The sequence below is a fragment of the Caballeronia cordobensis genome, assembly GCF_001544575.2.
Lineage (GTDB): Bacteria > Pseudomonadota > Gammaproteobacteria > Burkholderiales > Burkholderiaceae > Caballeronia > Caballeronia cordobensis.
On record NZ_FCNY02000006.1, the window covers coordinates 100,116 to 119,298 of the forward strand.

The window sequence follows — 19,183 nt, forward strand, 5'->3', positions numbered from 1 at the left end:
AAAACAGCGCGGTAAAAATTCTTTCGCGCGATTCGTCATCCCGAGTGAAGCCGCATTTTGAGCGGCGCCCCGTTCATGCCGCAGCAATTGCCGATGCGGACAGAACCCAAGGAATTCATGCCGATGACGAGTTTCCCGACCGCGCTTCATCTTCGTATTCAAGCGCTCGCACGCATTCAACCCGATGCGCCCGCGCTCGCGTTCAATGCCCACGACGACGCGCGTCTTTCGCGCGGCGAACTCGATGCCCGCGCGTCCCGTCTCGCGGCGCGGCTGCGCGCGTCGGGCGTGAGCGCTGAAGTGCGCGTGGGCGTGTGCGTCGAGCGTTCCTGCGAACTGTTCGTCGCGCTCCTCGCCGTGCTGAAGGCGGGCGGCGTGTTCGTGCCGCTCGATCCGCATCATCCCGCCGCGCGTCTCGACTGGATCGCGAAGGACGCGGGCCTCGTGCACGGTATCGTCGATGAACGCGCCGGCGAGGCGATGCGCGCGCGTTTCGCCCGCTGCTTCGACGTGCAGGACGACCGCGCCGATGCCCCCGCGCTTGATGCTGACACGCCCGTGCATCCACGCGCGGCCGCGTACATGATCTATACGTCGGGATCGACCGGCACGCCGAAAGCCGTCGTGGTCGAGCATGGTCCGCTCGCGGCGCATTGCGATGCGCTCGCGCAGGCGCTCGGCATCGGCGAAGGCGATAGCCTGCTGCACTTCGCATCGGTCAATTTCGATGCCGCGCACGAATGCTGGCTCGCGCCGCTCGCGGTGGGCGCGCGCATCGTCATCACCGCGCCGCCGCCGTTCGCGCCCGATGCGGCGCACGCGCTGATCGAACGCGAGCGCGTGAACGTGGCCGCGTTTCCGCCCGCCTATCTGCGTGAATTCGCGGCCGTCGCCGAACGCAAGGGCGTGCCCGCATCGCTGCGCGTGCTCGCGTTCGGCGGCGAGGCGCTGTCGCGCGAAGCGTTCGCTCGCGTGCGGCGCGTCTTTGCCGCGCAGCGTCTCATCAACGGCTATGGTCCGACCGAAGCCGTGATTTCGCCGATGCTGTGGCCGGTCGAGCCGCATGTCACACCCGATCTCGGCGATGCCGATGCTTACGCGGCGCTGCCTATCGGAAGCGTGATCGGTGAGCGTGTCGCGCGCATCGACGAAGGCGAATTGCTGCTCGGCGGCGCGTGCATCGCGCGCGGCTATCACGGCCGCGCCGCCCTGACCGCCGAGCGTTTCGTGCCGGACGCATCGGGCGCGCCGGGCGCGCGCATCTATCGCACGGGCGATCTCGCGCGCCAACGTGCCGACGGCGCCTACGATTATCTTGGCCGCATCGACGATCAGGTGCAGGTTCGCGGCGTGCGCGTGGAGCCCGCGGAAATCGCGGCATGCCTGCGCGCGCATCCATCGATTCGCGATGCCGCCGTGCTCGCCGAATCGGCGAATGGCCGCACGCAACTCACCGCGTGTTTCGTGCTCGCTCACGAAAGTGCGACCGATGCCGCGCTGAAAAGCTATCTCGCGGAACACTTGCCCGCGGCGTGGCAGCCGCATCGATTCGTGCGGCTCGCGCGCTTGCCTTATACGCTCAACGGCAAGCTCGACCGCGATGCGTTGAAGGCACAGGCCGCGTCAGCATCGACTGCACGCGACATCGTTGCGCCGGAGACCGATACCGAGCGCCGTCTCGCGCAGATCTGGCAGCGCATTCTCGACGATGCCGCGCCTGTCGGCCGGGCCGATCGCTTTTTCGCGCGCGGCGGCGATTCGCTCGCGGCAATGCAGTTGCAGGCCGCCATCCGTATCGAATGGCGCGCGAATCTGCGGCTCGATGCGATTTTCGACGATCCCACGCTGGAGAGGCTTGCCGCTTCGATCGATGCGAGCGAGCGGGAAGCAGACGGCGTGCCGATCGTGCGAGGCGCCCGCACGGCGAACGCGCGTTTCATCGACAGGCCCGCTTCGTTCGCGCAGCAACGCTTCTGGGCGCTTGCGCAGACGAGAGACGCGGGCTCGGCGTATCACATCGCGGGCCACTGGAATATCAACGGCAAGCTCGACGTCCGTGTACTGCAACGCGCGCTCGATCATCTGATCGAGCGCCACGAGGCATGGCGCACGACGCTCGTCGAGAATGACGACGGCATCGTCATGCAGCGCATTCATGCGTCGCTGCCGGTGACGATCGAACAAGCAAGCCCCGACATATCCGCCGAAGCGCATGCGAGCGAAGCGTTCGATCTGTCCAGCGGCCCCTTATTGCGCGCGACGCTCGTCACGTTCGACGAGGACTCGCATCGCCTGATGCTCACGGCTCATCACGCGATTACCGACGGCTACAGTTCGCGCATCGTCTTCGACGAGCTTGCAAAAGCGTATAGCGCCTATGTGCAAGGCGATGAACCCGCATTGCCCGCGCTGCCGGTTCAGTACGCGGATTACGCGCAATGGCAGCGCGATGTGGTCGCGAGTGAAGAGGGCGAGCGCCAGCTTTCGTACTGGCGTAAAGCGCTCGATGCCGCGCCCGAACCGCTCGCGCTGCCTTGCGACCGCGCACGTCCCGCCACGCGCGATCATCGCGGCGCACGCGTGTCGCTGCGTTTGTCCGCGGATATATCGAACGCGTTGCGTGAACTCGCGCGGGAGACGCACACGTCGGCGTTCGTCGTGCTGCTCGCCGCGTTCCACGCGTGGCTTCACCGGCTCACCGGAGCAAACGATTTCGTCGTCGCGGCGCCCGTGGCGCATCGGCAGCGGCCGGAGACGGCGGGCCTCATCGGCTTGTGCCTGAATACGCTGGCGTTGCGTGCGCGCGTGGATTCGCGCCGCACGTTCTCCGCATTGATCGATGACGTGCGCCGTCATGCGCTCGACGCATTCGCGCATCAGGACGTGCCCTTCGAGCGCGTGCTCGACGCGGTGAAACCGCCTGTCGCACGAGGCGATGCATGGCTGCGCGTGAAGTTCGCGCAGCAGTTCGATGCGCAACTGAACGCTACGCTGCCGAACGCGACCGCGATCGCAACGCCCGGTCCCGACCTCGCCGCGCGCTTCGATTTCGCGCTCGACTTCACCGACGATGCGCGCGGCATCGAACTCGTCGCGGCGCACGCGCTCGACTGCATCGATGAAACGACCGCGCAGGCTTGGCTCGCGAGCTTCGCGGCGCTCGTCGTGGATGCGGTGCGCGATCCGTCGCGTGCGATCGCATCGCTCGATTGCACGACGCCGGATGCGGAGCGGCAAGGCCGCGCGCTGAGCGTCGAGGCCAGCGATATCCTCGCGCTGATCGCGCAGCATGCGAGCGCGACGCCGCATCGCATCGCACTCGCGGACGCGTCGACGCAGATGACCTTCGCCGAACTCGACGATGCATCGAACCGCATCGCGCTTGCGTTGCGTCACCGTGGCGCGCGGGCGGAACATGCGGTCGCGGTATGCATCGAGCGTTCCGCGCGCTTCGTCGTCGCGTTGATCGGCGCGATGAAAGCGGGCGCATATGCCGCGCCGCTCGATCCGTCGATGCCGCAAGCGCGGCTCGATGCGGCTATCGAAGCATGCGGCGCGCGTCTCGCGCTCGTCGCAACGGCGGACGGCAACGCGCCGCGATCGCTCGGCAACGCGCTGTTGCTCGATACCGATACGCTCGCGCACGATACATCGCTCGCCAACGCGGCGATGCCACGCGTGCAGCCCGCGCCGGAGCAAACGGCTTACGTCATCTTCACATCCGGCTCGACGGGTGCGCCCAAGGGCGTGGCCGTGCCGCATCGCGCGCTGGCCGACTACGTGCAGGGCATGCTCGACGAACTCGCTTTCGCGCCCGGCGCATCGATGGCAATGGTCTCCACCGTCGCCGCCGATCTCGGTCACACGACGCTCTTCGGCGCATTGTGCTCCGGCCGCACCCTGCATCTGCTGCCCGCCCGCTGCGCTTTCGACCCCGATCTTTTCGCCGCCGAAATGCGCGCGCGCGAAGTGGGCGTCCTGAAGATCGTGCCGAGCCATCTGCATGCCTTGCTCGAAGCGCAACAGAGCGCCGACGTGCTGCCTTCGCATGCGCTCGTCACGGGCGGCGAAACGCTGCCGTGGGGGCTCGTCGATCGCGTGAAGGCGCTGAAGCCCGCGTGCCGCGTGATCAATCACTATGGGCCGACGGAAGCGACGGTCGGCGCGATCGCCTGCGAGGCGAGCGCATTCGCGGGCGTTGAGCGCCATGCGCAGGGCGTGCCGATCGGACGTCCATTGCCGAACGCATGCGCTTACGTATTCGATGCGCTTGGCGCGCGTGTGCCGCCGGGCGGCATCGGCGAGCTGTATCTGGGCGGGCCGGGCGTGGCGCGCGGCTATCTCGGACGCGCGGCCGCGACGGCGGAACGCTTCGTGCCGCATCCGTTCGCACATGGCGAGCGGCTTTATCGCACCGGCGACCGCGTGCGTCTTCTCGCGGATGGCCACATCGCGTTTCTCGGCCGTCTCGACGATCAGGTGAAGATTCGCGGCTATCGCGTCGAGCCGGGCGAAGTGAGCGCGGCGCTGCGTGCGATCGAAGGCGTGACGCAAGCGGAAACATTGCCCGTCGAGCGTGACGGCAGACTGCAACTCGCGACGTTCGCGACAGGCTCCGTCAAGGACGAAGCCGTGCTGCGCGATGCGCTCGCCGCGCGCTTGCCCGACTACATGATGCCCGCATCGATCCTCGTGCTCGACGCGCTTCCGGTGACGGCCAACGGCAAGATCGACCGCGCCGCGCTGCGCGAGATCGCGATGAAGCCGGCCGAAGCCACTGCATCGGGCGATGCGCCGCAAGGCGAGACCGAAGCGGCGATCGCTTCGGTGTGGATGGACGTCCTGAAGGCGAAGCAGATTGGCCGCGACGATAACTTCTTCGAACTCGGCGGCGATTCCATTCTCGTGCTGCAAGTCATCGCGCGTCTGCGCAAACGCGGCTTGCGTGCGACGCCCAAGCAGATCTTCGATAACGCGACCGTCGCGCAACTCGCACAGGTGGTCAAACCGATCGATGCAAAGGCACCCGCGCCGACGACCAACGAAGCCGCGGACACGCTGACGCCCGCGCAACTGCGCTTCTTCGCGCTCGACATTCCGCAGCGCGGCCACTGGAACCAGTCGATCGAGTTCGATGCGCATGCCTCGTTCGATCTCGACGCGTTCGCGCGCGCGTTCGATGCGCTGCTCACGCATCACGAGATCTTCAGGCAGCGCTTCGAGAACGGGCGCAGGGTGGTTTCATCGAAGGCATTCGATGCGTTGCCGCTCGCCGCCGTCACCGCGAACGACGATGCCGATGCGCTCGCGCAGTTCGACGCGATCCAGCGCACGCTCGATCTTTCGCGCGGGCCGCTTGCCTGCGCGCTCGCGGCATCGCTGCCGGACGGGCGCACGAAGCTCTACCTCGCGATCCATCATCTGATCGTGGATGGCGTGTCGTGGCGCATCCTGCTCGACGATCTGCAAAGCGCCTATCGCGCGGCGCAAACGCGCGGCATCGCGAGCCTCACGCGCACCGGCGCGACAGCCGCGCAATGGGCCGCGCGTCTTGCGAAGGCGGCGCGCGATCCGCACTCGCCGTTTGCCGGCGAGGCGAAGTACTGGGCTTCGACGGCATCGTTGCCCGACGGTTTGCGCGTCGATCATCCGCACGCGAAGGCGATGAATGCCGACGCCGTTGTGATCGAACAGACGATCGATGCCACGCTCACCCGCGCCGCGCTCGCCGATGCGAACATCGCGTATCGCACGCAGACGGTCGAGGTGTTGATCGCGGCGCTCGCGCATGCGATCGGCGAGACGTGCCGGATCGAGCTGGAAGGACATGGTCGCGAAGCGCTCTTCGACGATATCGACGCGAGCCGCACGCTCGGCTGGCTGACGAGCCACTATCCGGTATGCGTGCGCGCCGAGGCATCGCCCGTGGCCACGCTTGCGGCAACGAAGGATACGTTGCGCGCGGTGCCGCATAAAGGCCTCGGCTTCGGCGTGCTGCGTCATTATGGCGACGATGCGACCCGCGCCGCGCTCGAAGCATTGCCGCGCCCGTGCGTGACGTTCAATTATCTCGGCCAGTTCGAGTCGCACGACGCGCGCGATGCGGCCTTCACGCCGCGTTTCGGCGGCGCGGGCTGCGAGCGTGATCCGGCGGGGCCGCTTGGCAATGCGCTCGCGATTCACGCGTATATCGACGACCGCGGCGAGCGCACGCTCAGGCTGCATTGGGTGTATGGCTCGACGCAATTCGAGCGTGCGACGATCGACGGCCTCGCGCAACGCTTCGAAAAAGCGCTCGCCGATATCGTCGCCGCTTGCGCTGAACGCGTCGCGCAAAGGGGCGCGGGCGCGACGCCGGGCGACTTCCCGCTCGCGCGTGACGGCGGCCTGACGCAAGCGGCGCTCGATCGCCTGCCGGCCGATCTGCGCAGCGTCACCGATATCTATCCGCTGTCGCCGATGCAGCACGGCATTCTGTTCCATTCGCTGCTCGCGCCCGAGCAATCGACCTACGTGAACCAGCTCGTCGCAACGCTCGTCTCGCCCGACGTGCAACGCCTGCGCGCGGCGTTCGAGGCAGCGGAGCCGCGTCACGATATTCTGCGTACCGGCTTCACGCACGACGAGGCCGCGCCGATGCAGATCGTGCAACGCCAGGCGCGCATGCCGTTCGACGTACTGGACTGGCGCGAGCGCGCCGACGCGGCGTCGTCGTTCGAAACATGGCTCGCGCAAGACCGCGCGCGCGGCTTCGATCTCGCCTCGCCGCCGCTGATGCGCGTCACGCTGATTCGCCTGAGCGGCGACGAATGGCGCATCGTGTGGACGCGGCATCATCTGCTGCTCGATGGCTGGAGCACCGCGCGCATGTTCGCGGACGTGCTGCGCGATTACATCGAACCGCCGCGCGCGCAACCGTTCGCCACGCATGCGGTCAAGGCGCGCTATCGCGACTTCATCGCGTGGCTCTCCACGCGCGACGCGCAGGCGGACGAAGCGTTCTGGCTCGAACGGCTCGCACGTCTGGACGAACCGACACGCATCGCGCAGCGCGAGGCCAGCGCTACACCCTCGCTCGACGATCATCGCGCATGGCGCGGCACGTTCGATGCCGCGACGGCCACGCGCTACGCCGACACCGCGCGCCGTCTGCGCGTGACGCTCAACACGCTCGTGCAAGGCGCGTGGGCGCTCGCATTGCAGCGCATGACGCATCGCACGAGCGTCGCGTTCGGCGCGACGGTCGCGGGCCGTCCCGACGCGCTGACCGATATCGACAGCGTGCTCGGTCTCTTCATCAACACCGTTCCGGTCATCACCGCGCCGCTGCCGCACCGTGCGGCGAATGCGTGGCTGCGCGACTTGCAGGCCGATAACGCCGCGGCCCACGAACACGCGCATACGCCGCTCGCGGAGATTCAGCGCTGGGCGGGACAGGGCGGCGGATCGTTGTTCGATACGCTCGTTGTGTTCGAGAACTATCCCGTCGACGAAGCCTGGGCGGGGGGCGATGCGCGCGCGCTGAAGATGCGCGATCTGCGCAATATCGAAGCGACCGATTTCGCGCTGACGCTCGTCATCGAGGCGGGCGAGTCGATCGTCATCGATTACGGCTACGACGCCGCGCGTCTCGACGAATCGCGTGTGATCGCCTTGCATCGCGCGTTGTCGGCCTGCCTCGATACGTTCGCCGCCGACGCGGACGCACCGCTCGGCGCGATCTCCCTCGCCGCCGAACACGCGCGGTTCAATGCGACGGCGCAGACATGGAGCGATGCGCAAAGCGCGCCGCTGCATCGGCAATTCGAACGCATGGCAGAGCGCGCGCCGGATGCGATCGCGCTCGAAATGGCCGCTGCCGATGGCGCGTTGCATCGCATGTCGTATGCCGAACTGAACGCGCACGCGGATCGCGTCGCGGCGGCGCTCGTCGCGTCGGGCGTCGCGCCGGACACGGCGGTCGCGTTGTGCGTCGAGCGTTCGTTCGACATGGTCGTGGCGCTCTTCGGCGTGTTGAAGGCGGGCGCGGCGTATCTGCCGATCGATCCGGATTATCCGGCGGACCGCATCGCCTACCTGCTCGACGATGCGAAGCCCGCCGTCGTGCTGACGCAAGCGCACTTGCGCGAGCGGGTCGAAGCAGCGGCGGCGCACGCGCGCGTCGTCGATATCGGCGCGCTCATGCAGAACGATGCGTCGCTCGAATCGCCCATCGACGTCACCGATACGCATCTCGCGTATCTCATCTATACGTCGGGTTCGACGGGCAAGCCGAAAGGCGCGGGCAACACGCACGGCGCGCTCGCGAACCGCATCGCGTGGATGCAGGACGCGTATCGGTTGAAGCATGACGATGTCGTGCTTCACAAGACGCCGTTCGGCTTCGATGTGTCCGTGTGGGAGTTCGTGTGGCCGCTCGCGACGGGCGCCACGCTCGCCATCGCCGCGCCCGGCGATCATCGCGATCCGGCGCGTCTTGTCGCGGCTATCGAAGCGCATCGCGTGAGCACACTGCATTTCGTGCCGTCGATGCTCGCGGCGTTCGTCGCGCATCTCGACGAGTTCGGTGAAGCGGCGCGCTGCACGAGCATCGAACGCATCGTCGCAAGCGGCGAGGCGCTGGCGCCGGAACTCGTCGCGCGCGTCGCAAGGCTCTTGCCCAATGCGCGCCTCTATAACCTCTATGGTCCGACCGAAGCGGCTATCGACGTCTCGCACTGGACGTGCGGCGCAAGCGATATCGATGCGCCTTCGGTGCCCATCGGTCATCCGATCGCGAACCTTCAATTGCATGTGCTCGATGCGGCCATGCATGCGGTTCCTGAAGGCGCAATCGGCGAGCTGTATCTCGGTGGCGCGGGCCTTGCGCGCGGCTATCTCGGACGCGCGGCGCTGACGGCCGAGCGCTTCGTGCCCGATCCGTTCGTCGCGGGCGCGCGTCTTTATCGCACGGGCGATCTCGCGCGCCGGCGAGATGACGGCGCGCTCGATTATCTCGGGCGCATCGATACGCAAGTGAAGCTGCGCGGACAGCGCATCGAGCCGGGCGAAATCGAAGCGCTCCTGCGCGCCGAGCCGAACGTGCGCGATGCCGTCGTGATCGTGCGCGACGAGCAGTTGATCGGCTACGTCGCGTGCGCCACGCCCGCATCGTTCGACGAGACCGCGGTGCTCAATTCGCTGCGTGCGCAACTGCCCGCGTATATGACGCCCGCCCATGTGATCGCGCTCGATGCGCTGCCCGTGACGCCGAACGGCAAGTGCGACCGCAACGCGCTGCCCGCGCCCGCACGCACGCAGCGCACTGTCGAGCCGCTGCGTACGCAGACCGAACGCGAGCTGGCCGCGATCTGGCAGCGCGTGCTGCCTATCGAAGGCACGGAAAGCATCGGACGCGAGGATGATTTCTTCGCGCTCGGCGGCCATTCGCTGCTCGCGACGCAGGCGAACGCGCAAGCCAATCTGCACTGGTCGCTCACGCTGCCGCTGCGCACGCTCTTCGACGAACGCACGCTCGCGCGCTGCGCCGCCGCGATCGATGCGGCGCTGACTCAACGCAACGCCGCAGGCGGCGCGCATGACGCGGCGAGCGCCATCGACGCCCTGCTCGGTGAACTGGAGACCCAATGAGCATCACCCAACCCGATCTGCTTTCGCTCGCGACGCGCTTCGCGCAGTTGCCCGATGCGCAGCGCAAGGTGTTCGTCGCGCGGCTCGCGGACGCGGGCATCGACTTTCGCATGCTGCCGATTCCGCCGCGCGCGCGAGGCGACGCATGCGAAACGAGCGTGGCCGCATCGTTCGCGCAGACGCGTCTGTGGCTGCACGCGCGCATGATCGACGAGCCCGCCGCCTATCACATCACCGAGCGGCTGCGGCTCGACGGCGCGCTCGATGCGAACGCGCTGCGTCTTTCGTGCGATGCATTGATCGCGCGCCACGAAGCGCTGCGCACGACCTTCGCCGAAAGCGCGGACGGCGTGCTGCAAACGGTGCATGCGCCGATGCGCTGTCCGTGGCAAGCGGTGGATCTCACGCACGTGCCTGTCGAGCAACGTGAGACGCGCGCCGCTGCGCTTGCGCTCGCCGACGAATCGCGCCCCTTCGATCTCGCGCATGCGCCGCTCGTGCGCGCGCATCTGGTGAAGCTCGACGCGAACACGCACTGGCTCTCGCTGACGACGCATCACATCGTGTCCGATGGCTGGTCCGCCGATATCGCGCTGGCCGAGCTGGCCTCGTTCTATCGCGCCTATGCGCGGGGCGAGGCGGTCTCGGTCGCGCCGTTGCCGATCCAGTACGCCGATTACGCGCTCTGGCAGCGCCGCTGGCTCGACGCGGGCGAGCGCGACCGTCAGCTCGATTTCTGGCGCTCGCGGCTCGATCCGTCGCGCGACGTGTTGATGCTGCCCGGCGCGGCGGCGCGTCCCGGCGAGCGCAGCGCACGCGGCGCGCGTCATGTCTTCGCGCTCGATGCCGCGCTCGCCGCGCGCTTGCGTTCGTTCGCCAACGCGCGCCGCGCAACGCCGTTCGCCGTGCTGCTCGCGGCGCTCGATGCGCTTTTCGCGCGGGCCTCCGGCGAAGCGCATATCCAGATCGGCGTGCCCGCCGCGAATCGCGAGCGCGCGGAGACGGCGGGGCTCATCGGCTTTTTCGTCAACACCCTGACGCTCGCGGCGCGTGTCGAACCGGCGCAGCCGTTCGCGGCCCTCGTCGATGCGGCGCAAGGCGCGCTCGTCGATGCGCAATCGCATCAGGACGTGCCCTTCGAGCAGGTCGTGGAAGCGCTCGGCGTCGCGCGCAGCGCGAGTCATCATCCGCTGTTTCAGGTGATGGCCGCTTACGGTGCGCGGCGCGCGCTGCCCGCCTTCGCCGATGTGCGCGCGACCGAACTGCCCTCGGGCGCGCCGTTCGCCAAGTTCGATCTCACCGCGAACTTCGAAGAGCGCGCGGACGGCACGCTGGCCGCCGCGTTCATCTATGCGCTCGATCTCTTCGATGCCGACGCCATCGAGCGGCTCGCGCGGCGCTTCGTCGAACTGTTGCGCACTGCGCTCGATGCGCCGGACACGCGCGTCGGCGATCTGCAATGGCTGCCGCACGACGAACGCGCGCAACTCGACGCGTGGAATCGCAACGCGCCCGCAAACGTGGAAGCGTTCGTCTCCGTGCAGGAACGCATTGCGCGTCATGCGCATGCAAAGCCCGATGCGCGCGGCGTCGCGGACATGGCGCGCGCCTTCACGCGCGGCGAAGTCGATGCGCGCGCGGCACGTATCGCGCAACGGCTCGTCGATGCGGGCGTGCGCGCGGAGACGCGCGTGGGCGTCGCGCTCGGGCGCTCGGTCGATCTGCTCGTCGGCCTGATCGGCGCGCTGAAGTCCGGAGGAGCGTTCGTGCCGCTCGATCCGAGCCATCCGCGCGAACGTCTCGCGCAGATTCTCGACGACGCGCACATCGAGCACATCGTGTCCGAACGCGCGAGCCTGGAGGCGCTGCCCGTTCCCGCGAACGCGCGCATTCTGCTGCTCGACGACGAAGCCCTCTACGCCGACGATGAAACGTCGCGCATTGCGTTGCCCGAGGTCGCGCCCGAACAGGCGGCCTATGCGATCTATACATCGGGATCGACGGGCAAGCCGAAGGGCGTGATCGTCGATCACGGTTCGTTCGCGCGGCACTGCGTGGCCATCGCCGAACGCTACGGCGCGACGCAGAACGACACCTTCATGCTGTTCCAGTCCGTCAACTTCGACGGCGCGCACGAGGGCTGGTTCTCGCAGTACATCTGCGGCGCGGCCGTCGCGATCACGGCCGATACGCTGTGGCCGCCCGCGCTCACCTGCAAGCTGATGAACAAGGAAGGCGTGACGATGACCTACGTGCCGCCCGGCTGCGCGACGCAGCTCGCGGAATGGGCGCTCGTGCACGGTGCGCCGCCCACGTTGAAGTCGATTACGGTCGGCGGCGAAGCGACCTCTCGCGAAGCCTTCGCGCTGATGCGCCGCGCGTTTCCGAATGCACGCATCGTCAATGGTTATGGTCCGACGGAAACCGTCATCACGCCGATGCTGTGGATGTTCAATCCCGGCGACGACCCCGCGAAGCTCGCGGATTGCGCGTATTTGCCGATCGGCACGCTCGTCGGCGCACGCACGGCGCATGTGCTCGACGAGCGTTTGCATCGGCTCCCGGTCGGCGTGATCGGCGAGCTGTATCTCGGCGGCGAAGGCGTGGGTGTCGCGCGCGGCTATCTGGACCGGCCCGCGCTGACCGCCGAACGCTTCGTGCCCGACCCCTACGGCGCACCGGGCGCGCGGCTCTATCGCACGGGCGATCTCGTGCGCCGCCGCGCCGATGGCGTGTTCGATTTCATCGGCCGCGTCGATCATCAGGTGAAGCTGCGCGGCTTGCGGATCGAACTCGGCGAGATCGAGGCGCAACTCGCCGCGCACGACGACGTTCGCGAAGCATGCGCCGTGGTCCGGGGCAAGGGCGCGCAGGCGGCGCTCGTCGCCTATGTCGAACTGAAAGCGGATGCGCGCGAACGCGCCGCGCTGGGCCGTGCCGCGGATGCCGCCGAACTCGACGCGCACTTGCGCCGCACGCTGCCCGATTACATGGTCCCGGCGCATATCGTCGTGCTCGATGCGTTGCCGCGCAACGCGAACAGCAAGGTCGATCGCGCTGTGTTGCCCGAGCCGCCGAAAAAGGAGCGCATCTATGAAGCGCCGGCGGCGGGCGTGGAAGCCGCACTCGCGAAGATATGGCGCGAGGTGCTGAATGCCGAGCGCGTCGGGCGCGCGGATCATTTCTTCGAACTGGGCGGGCATTCGCTTGCGGCGGTGCGCGTCGTGACACGCATTGCGGAGATGCTCGCGCGCGATGTGCCGGTGCGCGCGTTGTTCGAGACGCCCGTGTTGTCGCAGTATGCGAAGCGCGTGTTGCAGGCGAGCGTGTGCGAAGGCGCGGCGGATGCCGTGCAAACCGCATTCGCGCCCGATGAAAACGGCGTATGGCCGCTCTCCGCGGCGCAACTCGGTCTGTGGTTCCTGTGGCGCGCGCAGCCGCAAAGCGCCGCCTACAACATTCCGGTCGCGGTGCGCATGCGCGGCCCGCTCGATGCCGATGCGCTGCGCGAGGCGCTTGCCCAAGCCGCCGCGCGTCATCCGGCGTTGCGCACGCAACTGGTGGAACGCGAGGGCGCATTGCCCGGCCAGCGCATCGCACCGATGTGGCGCTTCGAGTTGCCGGCGATCGATCTGGCGGGCCGTATCGACGAAGCGAAGCGTATGACGGATGAAGACGCGCTCACGCCGTTCGATCTCGCCGCCGCGAAACAACTGTGGCGCGCGCGTTTGCTGCGCATTGCCGACGACGATCACGTGTTGTCGCTCGTCGTGCATCACATCGTGTCGGACGGGACATCGATCGATCTGTGGCTCGACGATATCCGCGCGACTTACGTGGCCTTGCAAAAGGGCGCGTCGGTGTCGGAGCGGGCCTCGCATGCACTCGTGCTGCCGTCGTCCCCAACGGGCGCGCGGCTCGCGTTCTGGCGCGATGCGCTGCGCGAATTGCCCGCGATCGCCTTGCCCGCGCCCGCCGCGGGCCGTGTGGACGATCCGCAATGGTTCGCGAGCCGTATCGCGTTCGATCTCGACGATGCGCTTGTCGCCCGCGCCCGCGCGCTCGCGATGGAATGCCACGCCACGCTGCCGATGCTGCTGCACGCGGCATTGAACGCCGCGCTGCACGGTTTGACGGGCGCGACCGATCAGCCTGTGGGCGTGCTCGCATCGACACGCGAATCGACCGGCGACGCCGCGCGCGACGCACTCGGGCTCTTCATCAACGCGGTCGTCGTGCGCACGCGCATCGCCGGCGGCGAAACGCCCGCGAGCTTGCTTGCCAGCGTGCGCGACGCCGCGCTCGCCGCCTATGCGCACGCCGACGTGCCATTCGCCGAGGTCGTCGCCGCGGCGAATGCGCAGCGGCCCGGCGCGGGCAATCCGCTCTTTCAGGTGATGTTCAACTACCTTCGCCCCGCCGCGATGGCCGCGCGCGATTGGGCGGGCCTTGCCATCGAAGGCTTCGACGATGTGCGTCATCGCGTGGTGTTCGATCTCGAACTGGACGTCACCGAGTATCCGGACGGCCGCGTGAGTTGCGCGTTTTCATACGCGAACGAACGTGTCGATGGCGCGTTCGTCGATGCTCTCGCGAAGCGTTATCTCGCGACCATCGAACGATTCGCGCACGCGCCGCACGATGCATTCGGCGCAATCGAAGTCGCGTTCGCGCATGCCGGACACGCATCCGTATCGATCGCACGCGATGAGGACACGAGCGAAGCCCGCGCACTCGCCGATATCTGGCGCGAACTGTTCGACGGCCAGACCGTCACGCCGCACGACGATCTGTTCGCAGCAGGCGCGACCTCGTTCGCCGTCGTGCGCTTCGTCGATGCGGCGCGCCGGGCGGGCTTCGACATCGCCATTCAGGACGTTTTCGCCACGCCGCATTGCGCGGGCCTTGCCGCGACGCTCGCGCGTCGCGTGTCGCTCAGCATCGACCAATGACATTCGTGAGACACAGGGAAATGAAGAAAGAAACCGTATTCGATCTGATCGGCGTCGGCTTCGGGCCGTCGAATCTGTCGCTGGCCGTGCGGCTTGCCGAAGCGGGCGGGTCATCGCATTTGAAGCAATGCTATATCGAACGGCAGGCGGCGTTCGGCTGGCATCGCGACATGCTGCTCGACGATTGCCGCATGCAGATTTCCTTTCTGAAGGATCTCGTCACGCAACGCGATCCGACGAGCCGCTTCACGTTCATCAACTATCTGTTCGAGCGCGGCCGGCTGAACGAATTCGTGAACCTGAAGAACTTCTATCCGACGCGCGTCGAGTTTCACGACTATCTGAGCTGGGTCGCGCAGGCATTCGACGATCGCGTGCATTACGGGCAGAGCGTCGCGGCGATCGAGCCGGTGATCGATAGCAACGGCGATGTCAACGCGCTGCGCGTCGTCTCGCGCGATGAAGACGGCAGCGAATGGCGGCGCGTGACGACCGCGCTTTCGATCGGCGTCGGCGGCACGGCGCGCGTGCCGGAGCCGTTCGCGTCGCTCGGCCCGCATAACGTGATTCATTCGTCGGCGTATCTGAGTTCGATCGAGCGCGTCGCGGGAGATGACCGCAACGGCAAGAAGCGCATTGCCGTGATCGGCGCGGGACAAAGCGCGGCCGAAGTCTTCACCGACATCACGCGCCGTTTTCCGCATGTCGATGCGACGCTCGTGATGCGTGCAAGCGCGCTCAAGCCCGCCGACGACACGCCTTTCGTCAACGAGATCTTCAGTCCCGAGTTCACGGATGTCGTGTTCGCGCAATCGGAAGACGGACGACGCTCGCTGATCGAGCGCTTTCGCGACACCAACTATGCGGTCGTGGATCGTCCGCTGATCGAGCAGATCTACGAGATGCTCTATCTGCAGAAGGTGGCGGATGAAACGCGGCATCGCCTGATGGCGAATACGGTGATCGAGAACGCGGCGCGCCGCGCGAATGGCGAGATCGAGCTGACGATGCGCGACATCCTCAGCGGCCATGCGCACGCCGAGCGTTTCGACGCGCTCGTGCTTGCGACGGGTTATCGGCGCGACACGCATCTCGCGCTGCTCGACGGCCTCGCGCCGCATCTCGGCGATGCGCTCGCCGAGCAGAGCGTGGGCCGCGATTACCGGCTCGGGACGCCTTCGAATTTCAAGGCGCGCATCTATCTGCAAGGCTGCTGCGAAGACAGCCATGGCCTCTCGGACACGCTGCTTTCCGTGCTCGCGGTGCGCTCCGACGAGATCGCCGCATCGCTCGCGGATGCGGGAAAGAACCACGCCGCACAACACGCGGCGGATGAAAGACGAACCGGGGTGAGCAACGGCCGCGTGGCCGTGGCTCTTTGACAAGTCCGCGGCGAACGAATAAGCCGCATTGCGATTGGAGATAAGAAGAATGACGTGGGGAAGAGGGCAGCGCCGCGCGATTGCCGCGGCGGTGGGCGCAACGTTTTATCTGGCGGCGGCCGATCACGCGCTGGCGCAGCAACAGGAAGCACAATCGCAGGACGCATCGCAGGCGAGCACGTTGCCCGCCGTTCGCGTGAATGCATCGGCGGATAGCGACGATACGGTCGGGCTCGTCGCTCGCAAGAGCCGCACGGGCACGAAGACCGATACGCCCATCGACGAGATTCCGCAGACCATCAACGTGGTCACGGCGGCGCAGATCGAGGAAACGGGCGCGACGAGCATCAACGAAGCATTGCGTTACGTGCCGGGCTTTTCGTCGTATGGCGCGGACGTGCGTTCCGACTGGTATTCGGCGTTGCGCGGCTTCACGCCCACGGTCTTCGTCGACGGGCTTCAGGTGCCTAACACGCTGAATCTGTCGAGCTGGCGCGTGGACCCGTACATGATCGACAGCATCACGATTCTGCGCGGGCCGACCTCGGTGCTTTACGGGCAGGGCGATCCTGGCGCGATCGTCGATGTGCAAAGCAAGCTTGCCGATGGCGGGCGCTATCGCGAAGCGGGCGTGCAGATCGGCAACTATGCGCGCAAGCAGGTGATGTTCGATATCGGCGACAAGATCGACAAGGACGGGACGCTGTCGTATCGCGTGCTGGCCGTGGGACGCGACGGCAATTCGCTGACCGGTCCGCATGACGAGCAGCGTTTCGCGATTTCGCCTTCGGTGCGCTGGCAGCCGAGCGCGAATACCTCGCTGACCATCGCGGCGAGTTATCTGCAGGACTGGGGCGACGCGTCGAATAACTTTCTGCCCGCGCAAGGCACGGTGCTGCCCAATCCGAACGGAAAGATATCGGAGAACCTTTATACGGGCGATCCGACTTACTCGTACTATCGCAAGAAGGAATGGTCGGTCGGTTATCAGTTCGAGCACAAGTTCAACGACATCTGGACAGTCCGGCAGAACACGCGCTGGATGCATTTGTCACTCGATAACGGCGCGGTGTGGGGCGCGGGCCTCGATACGAGCGATCCGAGCGAGCAGACGCTCGCGCGATTTGCCGGATTGTTCCAGCCGAACTACAGCCGCTTCGATATCGATAACCAGGCGCAGGCGCGCTTCGGCACGGGGCCGCTCGAACATACCGTGCTGCTCGGCTTCGAGTACAACCGTCAGAATTCGACCGATAGCGAATGGCTCGCGCTCGGTCCGAGCCTGAACATGTACATCCCGGTTTATACGCCGGTATCGACCGCGATTTTCAGCGGTCCCGATTCGTTCGGCCAGACGAACACGCGCACGACGCTGGATAGCTTCGGTCTGTATGCGCAGGATCAGGTGAAGTGGAATCGCTGGATGCTGACTATCGGCGGCCGCGAGGACTGGAGCAATACGAGGCAGGACGATATCGTCGGCGGCACGCAGCAGAAGCAGAACGACAGCGCGTTCACGGGCCGCGTCGGCCTCACGTATCTCGGCGACTATGGGTTATCGCCTTACATCAGCTATTCGACATCGTTCAATCCGATCATCGGCGTGAAGATGGCCGATGGCGGCCTGCCTTCGCCCACGCGAGGCCGGCAGATCGAAGCGGGCTTGCGCTGGCAGCCGCCCGGCAAGAATTTGATGCTCGGCGCGGCGGTCTATCAGATCAACCAGACCAACGTGCTCACGCCCGATCCGACCGATCCCACCGGCACGTTCTCCGTGCAGACGGGCGAGGTGCGCTCGCGCGGCATCGAGCTGTCGGCGGTGGGCAACGTGACGCGCAATCTGTCGGTGATCGCGGCATATGTCTATCAGGATGTGAAGAACATCCAGGCGAACGACGTGACGCTCGGCAAGTGGCCGGTATCGATTCCGCTGCCGCGTCAGATGGCCTCGCTGTGGGCGGACTGGACGTGGCATTCGGGGCCGCTCGACGGCCTGGGCTTTGGCGCGGGCATTCGCTATCAGAGCGGCCTGGCGGGCGCGGCGGATAACTCGCTCTATATCCCGAGCTATACGGTCTACGACGCGGCGATTCATTACGACATGCCGCATTGGCGCTTCGCGGTGAATGCGTCGAACATTTTCAATCGCACGTTCGTGAGCGGATGCCAGTCGGACTCGGCCTGTTTCTATGGCAATCCGCGCACGGTGATCGCGAGCGCCCGTTATAACTGGTGATTCTTTCGAGCAGGATTCGATGACGAAGATAAAGCTGGCCTACATCATGTCCTTGCGCAACGCGGCTGCGGATCGCGCGGGACAGCATATCGAGTACAAGGGCGGCACGCGCTACATGAAGTCGCCGCTGGAGTATCTCGTCGAGCAACTGAACGCTTCACCTTTGGGCGATCTGTATTCGCTGGAAGGCGTGATCTATGACGATGACGAGGGTTCGCCGCGAGACCGTGAAAAGCTCGGCGCTTATGGCTTTCGCTACGCGCCGGGCGGGCAGTGGATTCATCCGCCGGAACTCGCGGTGCAGGGCGTGCCGGTGACGAGTCTCTTTCATGCGATTCCGTCCGCTTACCGGCGCTTGCCGATGGATGCGGTCGCCGAACGCGCGGTGCAAAAGCGTGCGTTCGAGCGCCGTTTGCTCGACAAGCTTCATGCGCTCGATGCGGATTTCGTCGTGCTCGATGGGCTGCTCGTGATTCTCGATGAACTGGTTCGGCCGGAGGCGGAGTTCTGCCGGCGCATTGCGAATATTCATCCGGGCGTGACGCGGCTGGGCTCGCCGTTCGAGCGGCGCGGAGCGTATGCGACGCTCGATGCGCTGTATGGCGCGCGGGGCGAACGCGTGGTCGACTGGAACACGATGCGGGTTCAACCCGCGCCGGTGATCGACCGGACAGGGGCTTCGTTTCATTTCGTGGATAACGGGATCGATTCGGGGGAAGTGATTTTCGATGTGCTCGGGACGAGTATTGATCCGGCGGATTCCATTCTGGAGTTGCGGTGGAATAACTTTCAGCGGAGCTTGTTTCCTGCGCTCGAAGGGGGGCTTTTGGCTATGGCTGAGAGTTTGGTTTGATTGTTTTTTTCGCCGGATCCCGTATTGGGGGTGGTCTATTAGCTCTGCCCCTGTGCGGGGCGGCACCTACTTTCTTTGCTGCTGCAAAGAAAGTAGGCAAAGAAAGCAGCTTTGTCACCGCCCGCGGTCA

At 66.3% G+C, this 19,183-nt stretch carries 5 protein-coding genes; all 5 read left to right on the top strand.

The window, feature by feature from the left end; translation table 11 throughout:
* The first annotated feature begins 123 nt into the window (after window positions 1-123).
* From AWB70_RS13155 to AWB70_RS13175, 5 genes are read left to right on the top strand one after another with little or no spacing between them, the layout of a single operon-like run.
* Complete coding sequence (locus AWB70_RS13155) at window positions 124-9,630, top strand: non-ribosomal peptide synthetase (protein WP_053572105.1); 9,507 nt, start codon at window positions 124-126, stop codon at window positions 9,628-9,630.
* Complete coding sequence (locus tag AWB70_RS13160) at window positions 9,627-14,582, top strand: non-ribosomal peptide synthetase (RefSeq protein WP_053571608.1); 4,956 nt, start codon at window positions 9,627-9,629, stop codon at window positions 14,580-14,582. The genes AWB70_RS13155 and AWB70_RS13160 overlap by 4 nt, the downstream gene beginning before the upstream one ends.
* Window positions 14,583-14,602: 20 nt before the next feature.
* Window positions 14,603-15,964, top strand: a complete 1,362-nt coding sequence (locus tag AWB70_RS13165) for a lysine N(6)-hydroxylase/L-ornithine N(5)-oxygenase family protein (protein WP_053571607.1) — start codon at window positions 14,603-14,605, stop codon at window positions 15,962-15,964.
* Between the two features lie 49 nt (window positions 15,965-16,013).
* Window positions 16,014-18,200, top strand: coding sequence for a TonB-dependent siderophore receptor (locus AWB70_RS13170; RefSeq protein ID WP_053571606.1), 2,187 nt, complete (start codon window positions 16,014-16,016; stop codon window positions 18,198-18,200).
* Window positions 18,201-18,219: 19 nt separating this feature from the next.
* Entirely contained in the window at window positions 18,220-19,053 is an 834-nt protein-coding gene (locus AWB70_RS13175) for a formyl transferase (RefSeq protein WP_053571605.1), read from the top strand.
* The last annotated feature ends 130 nt before the right edge of the window (window positions 19,054-19,183 follow it).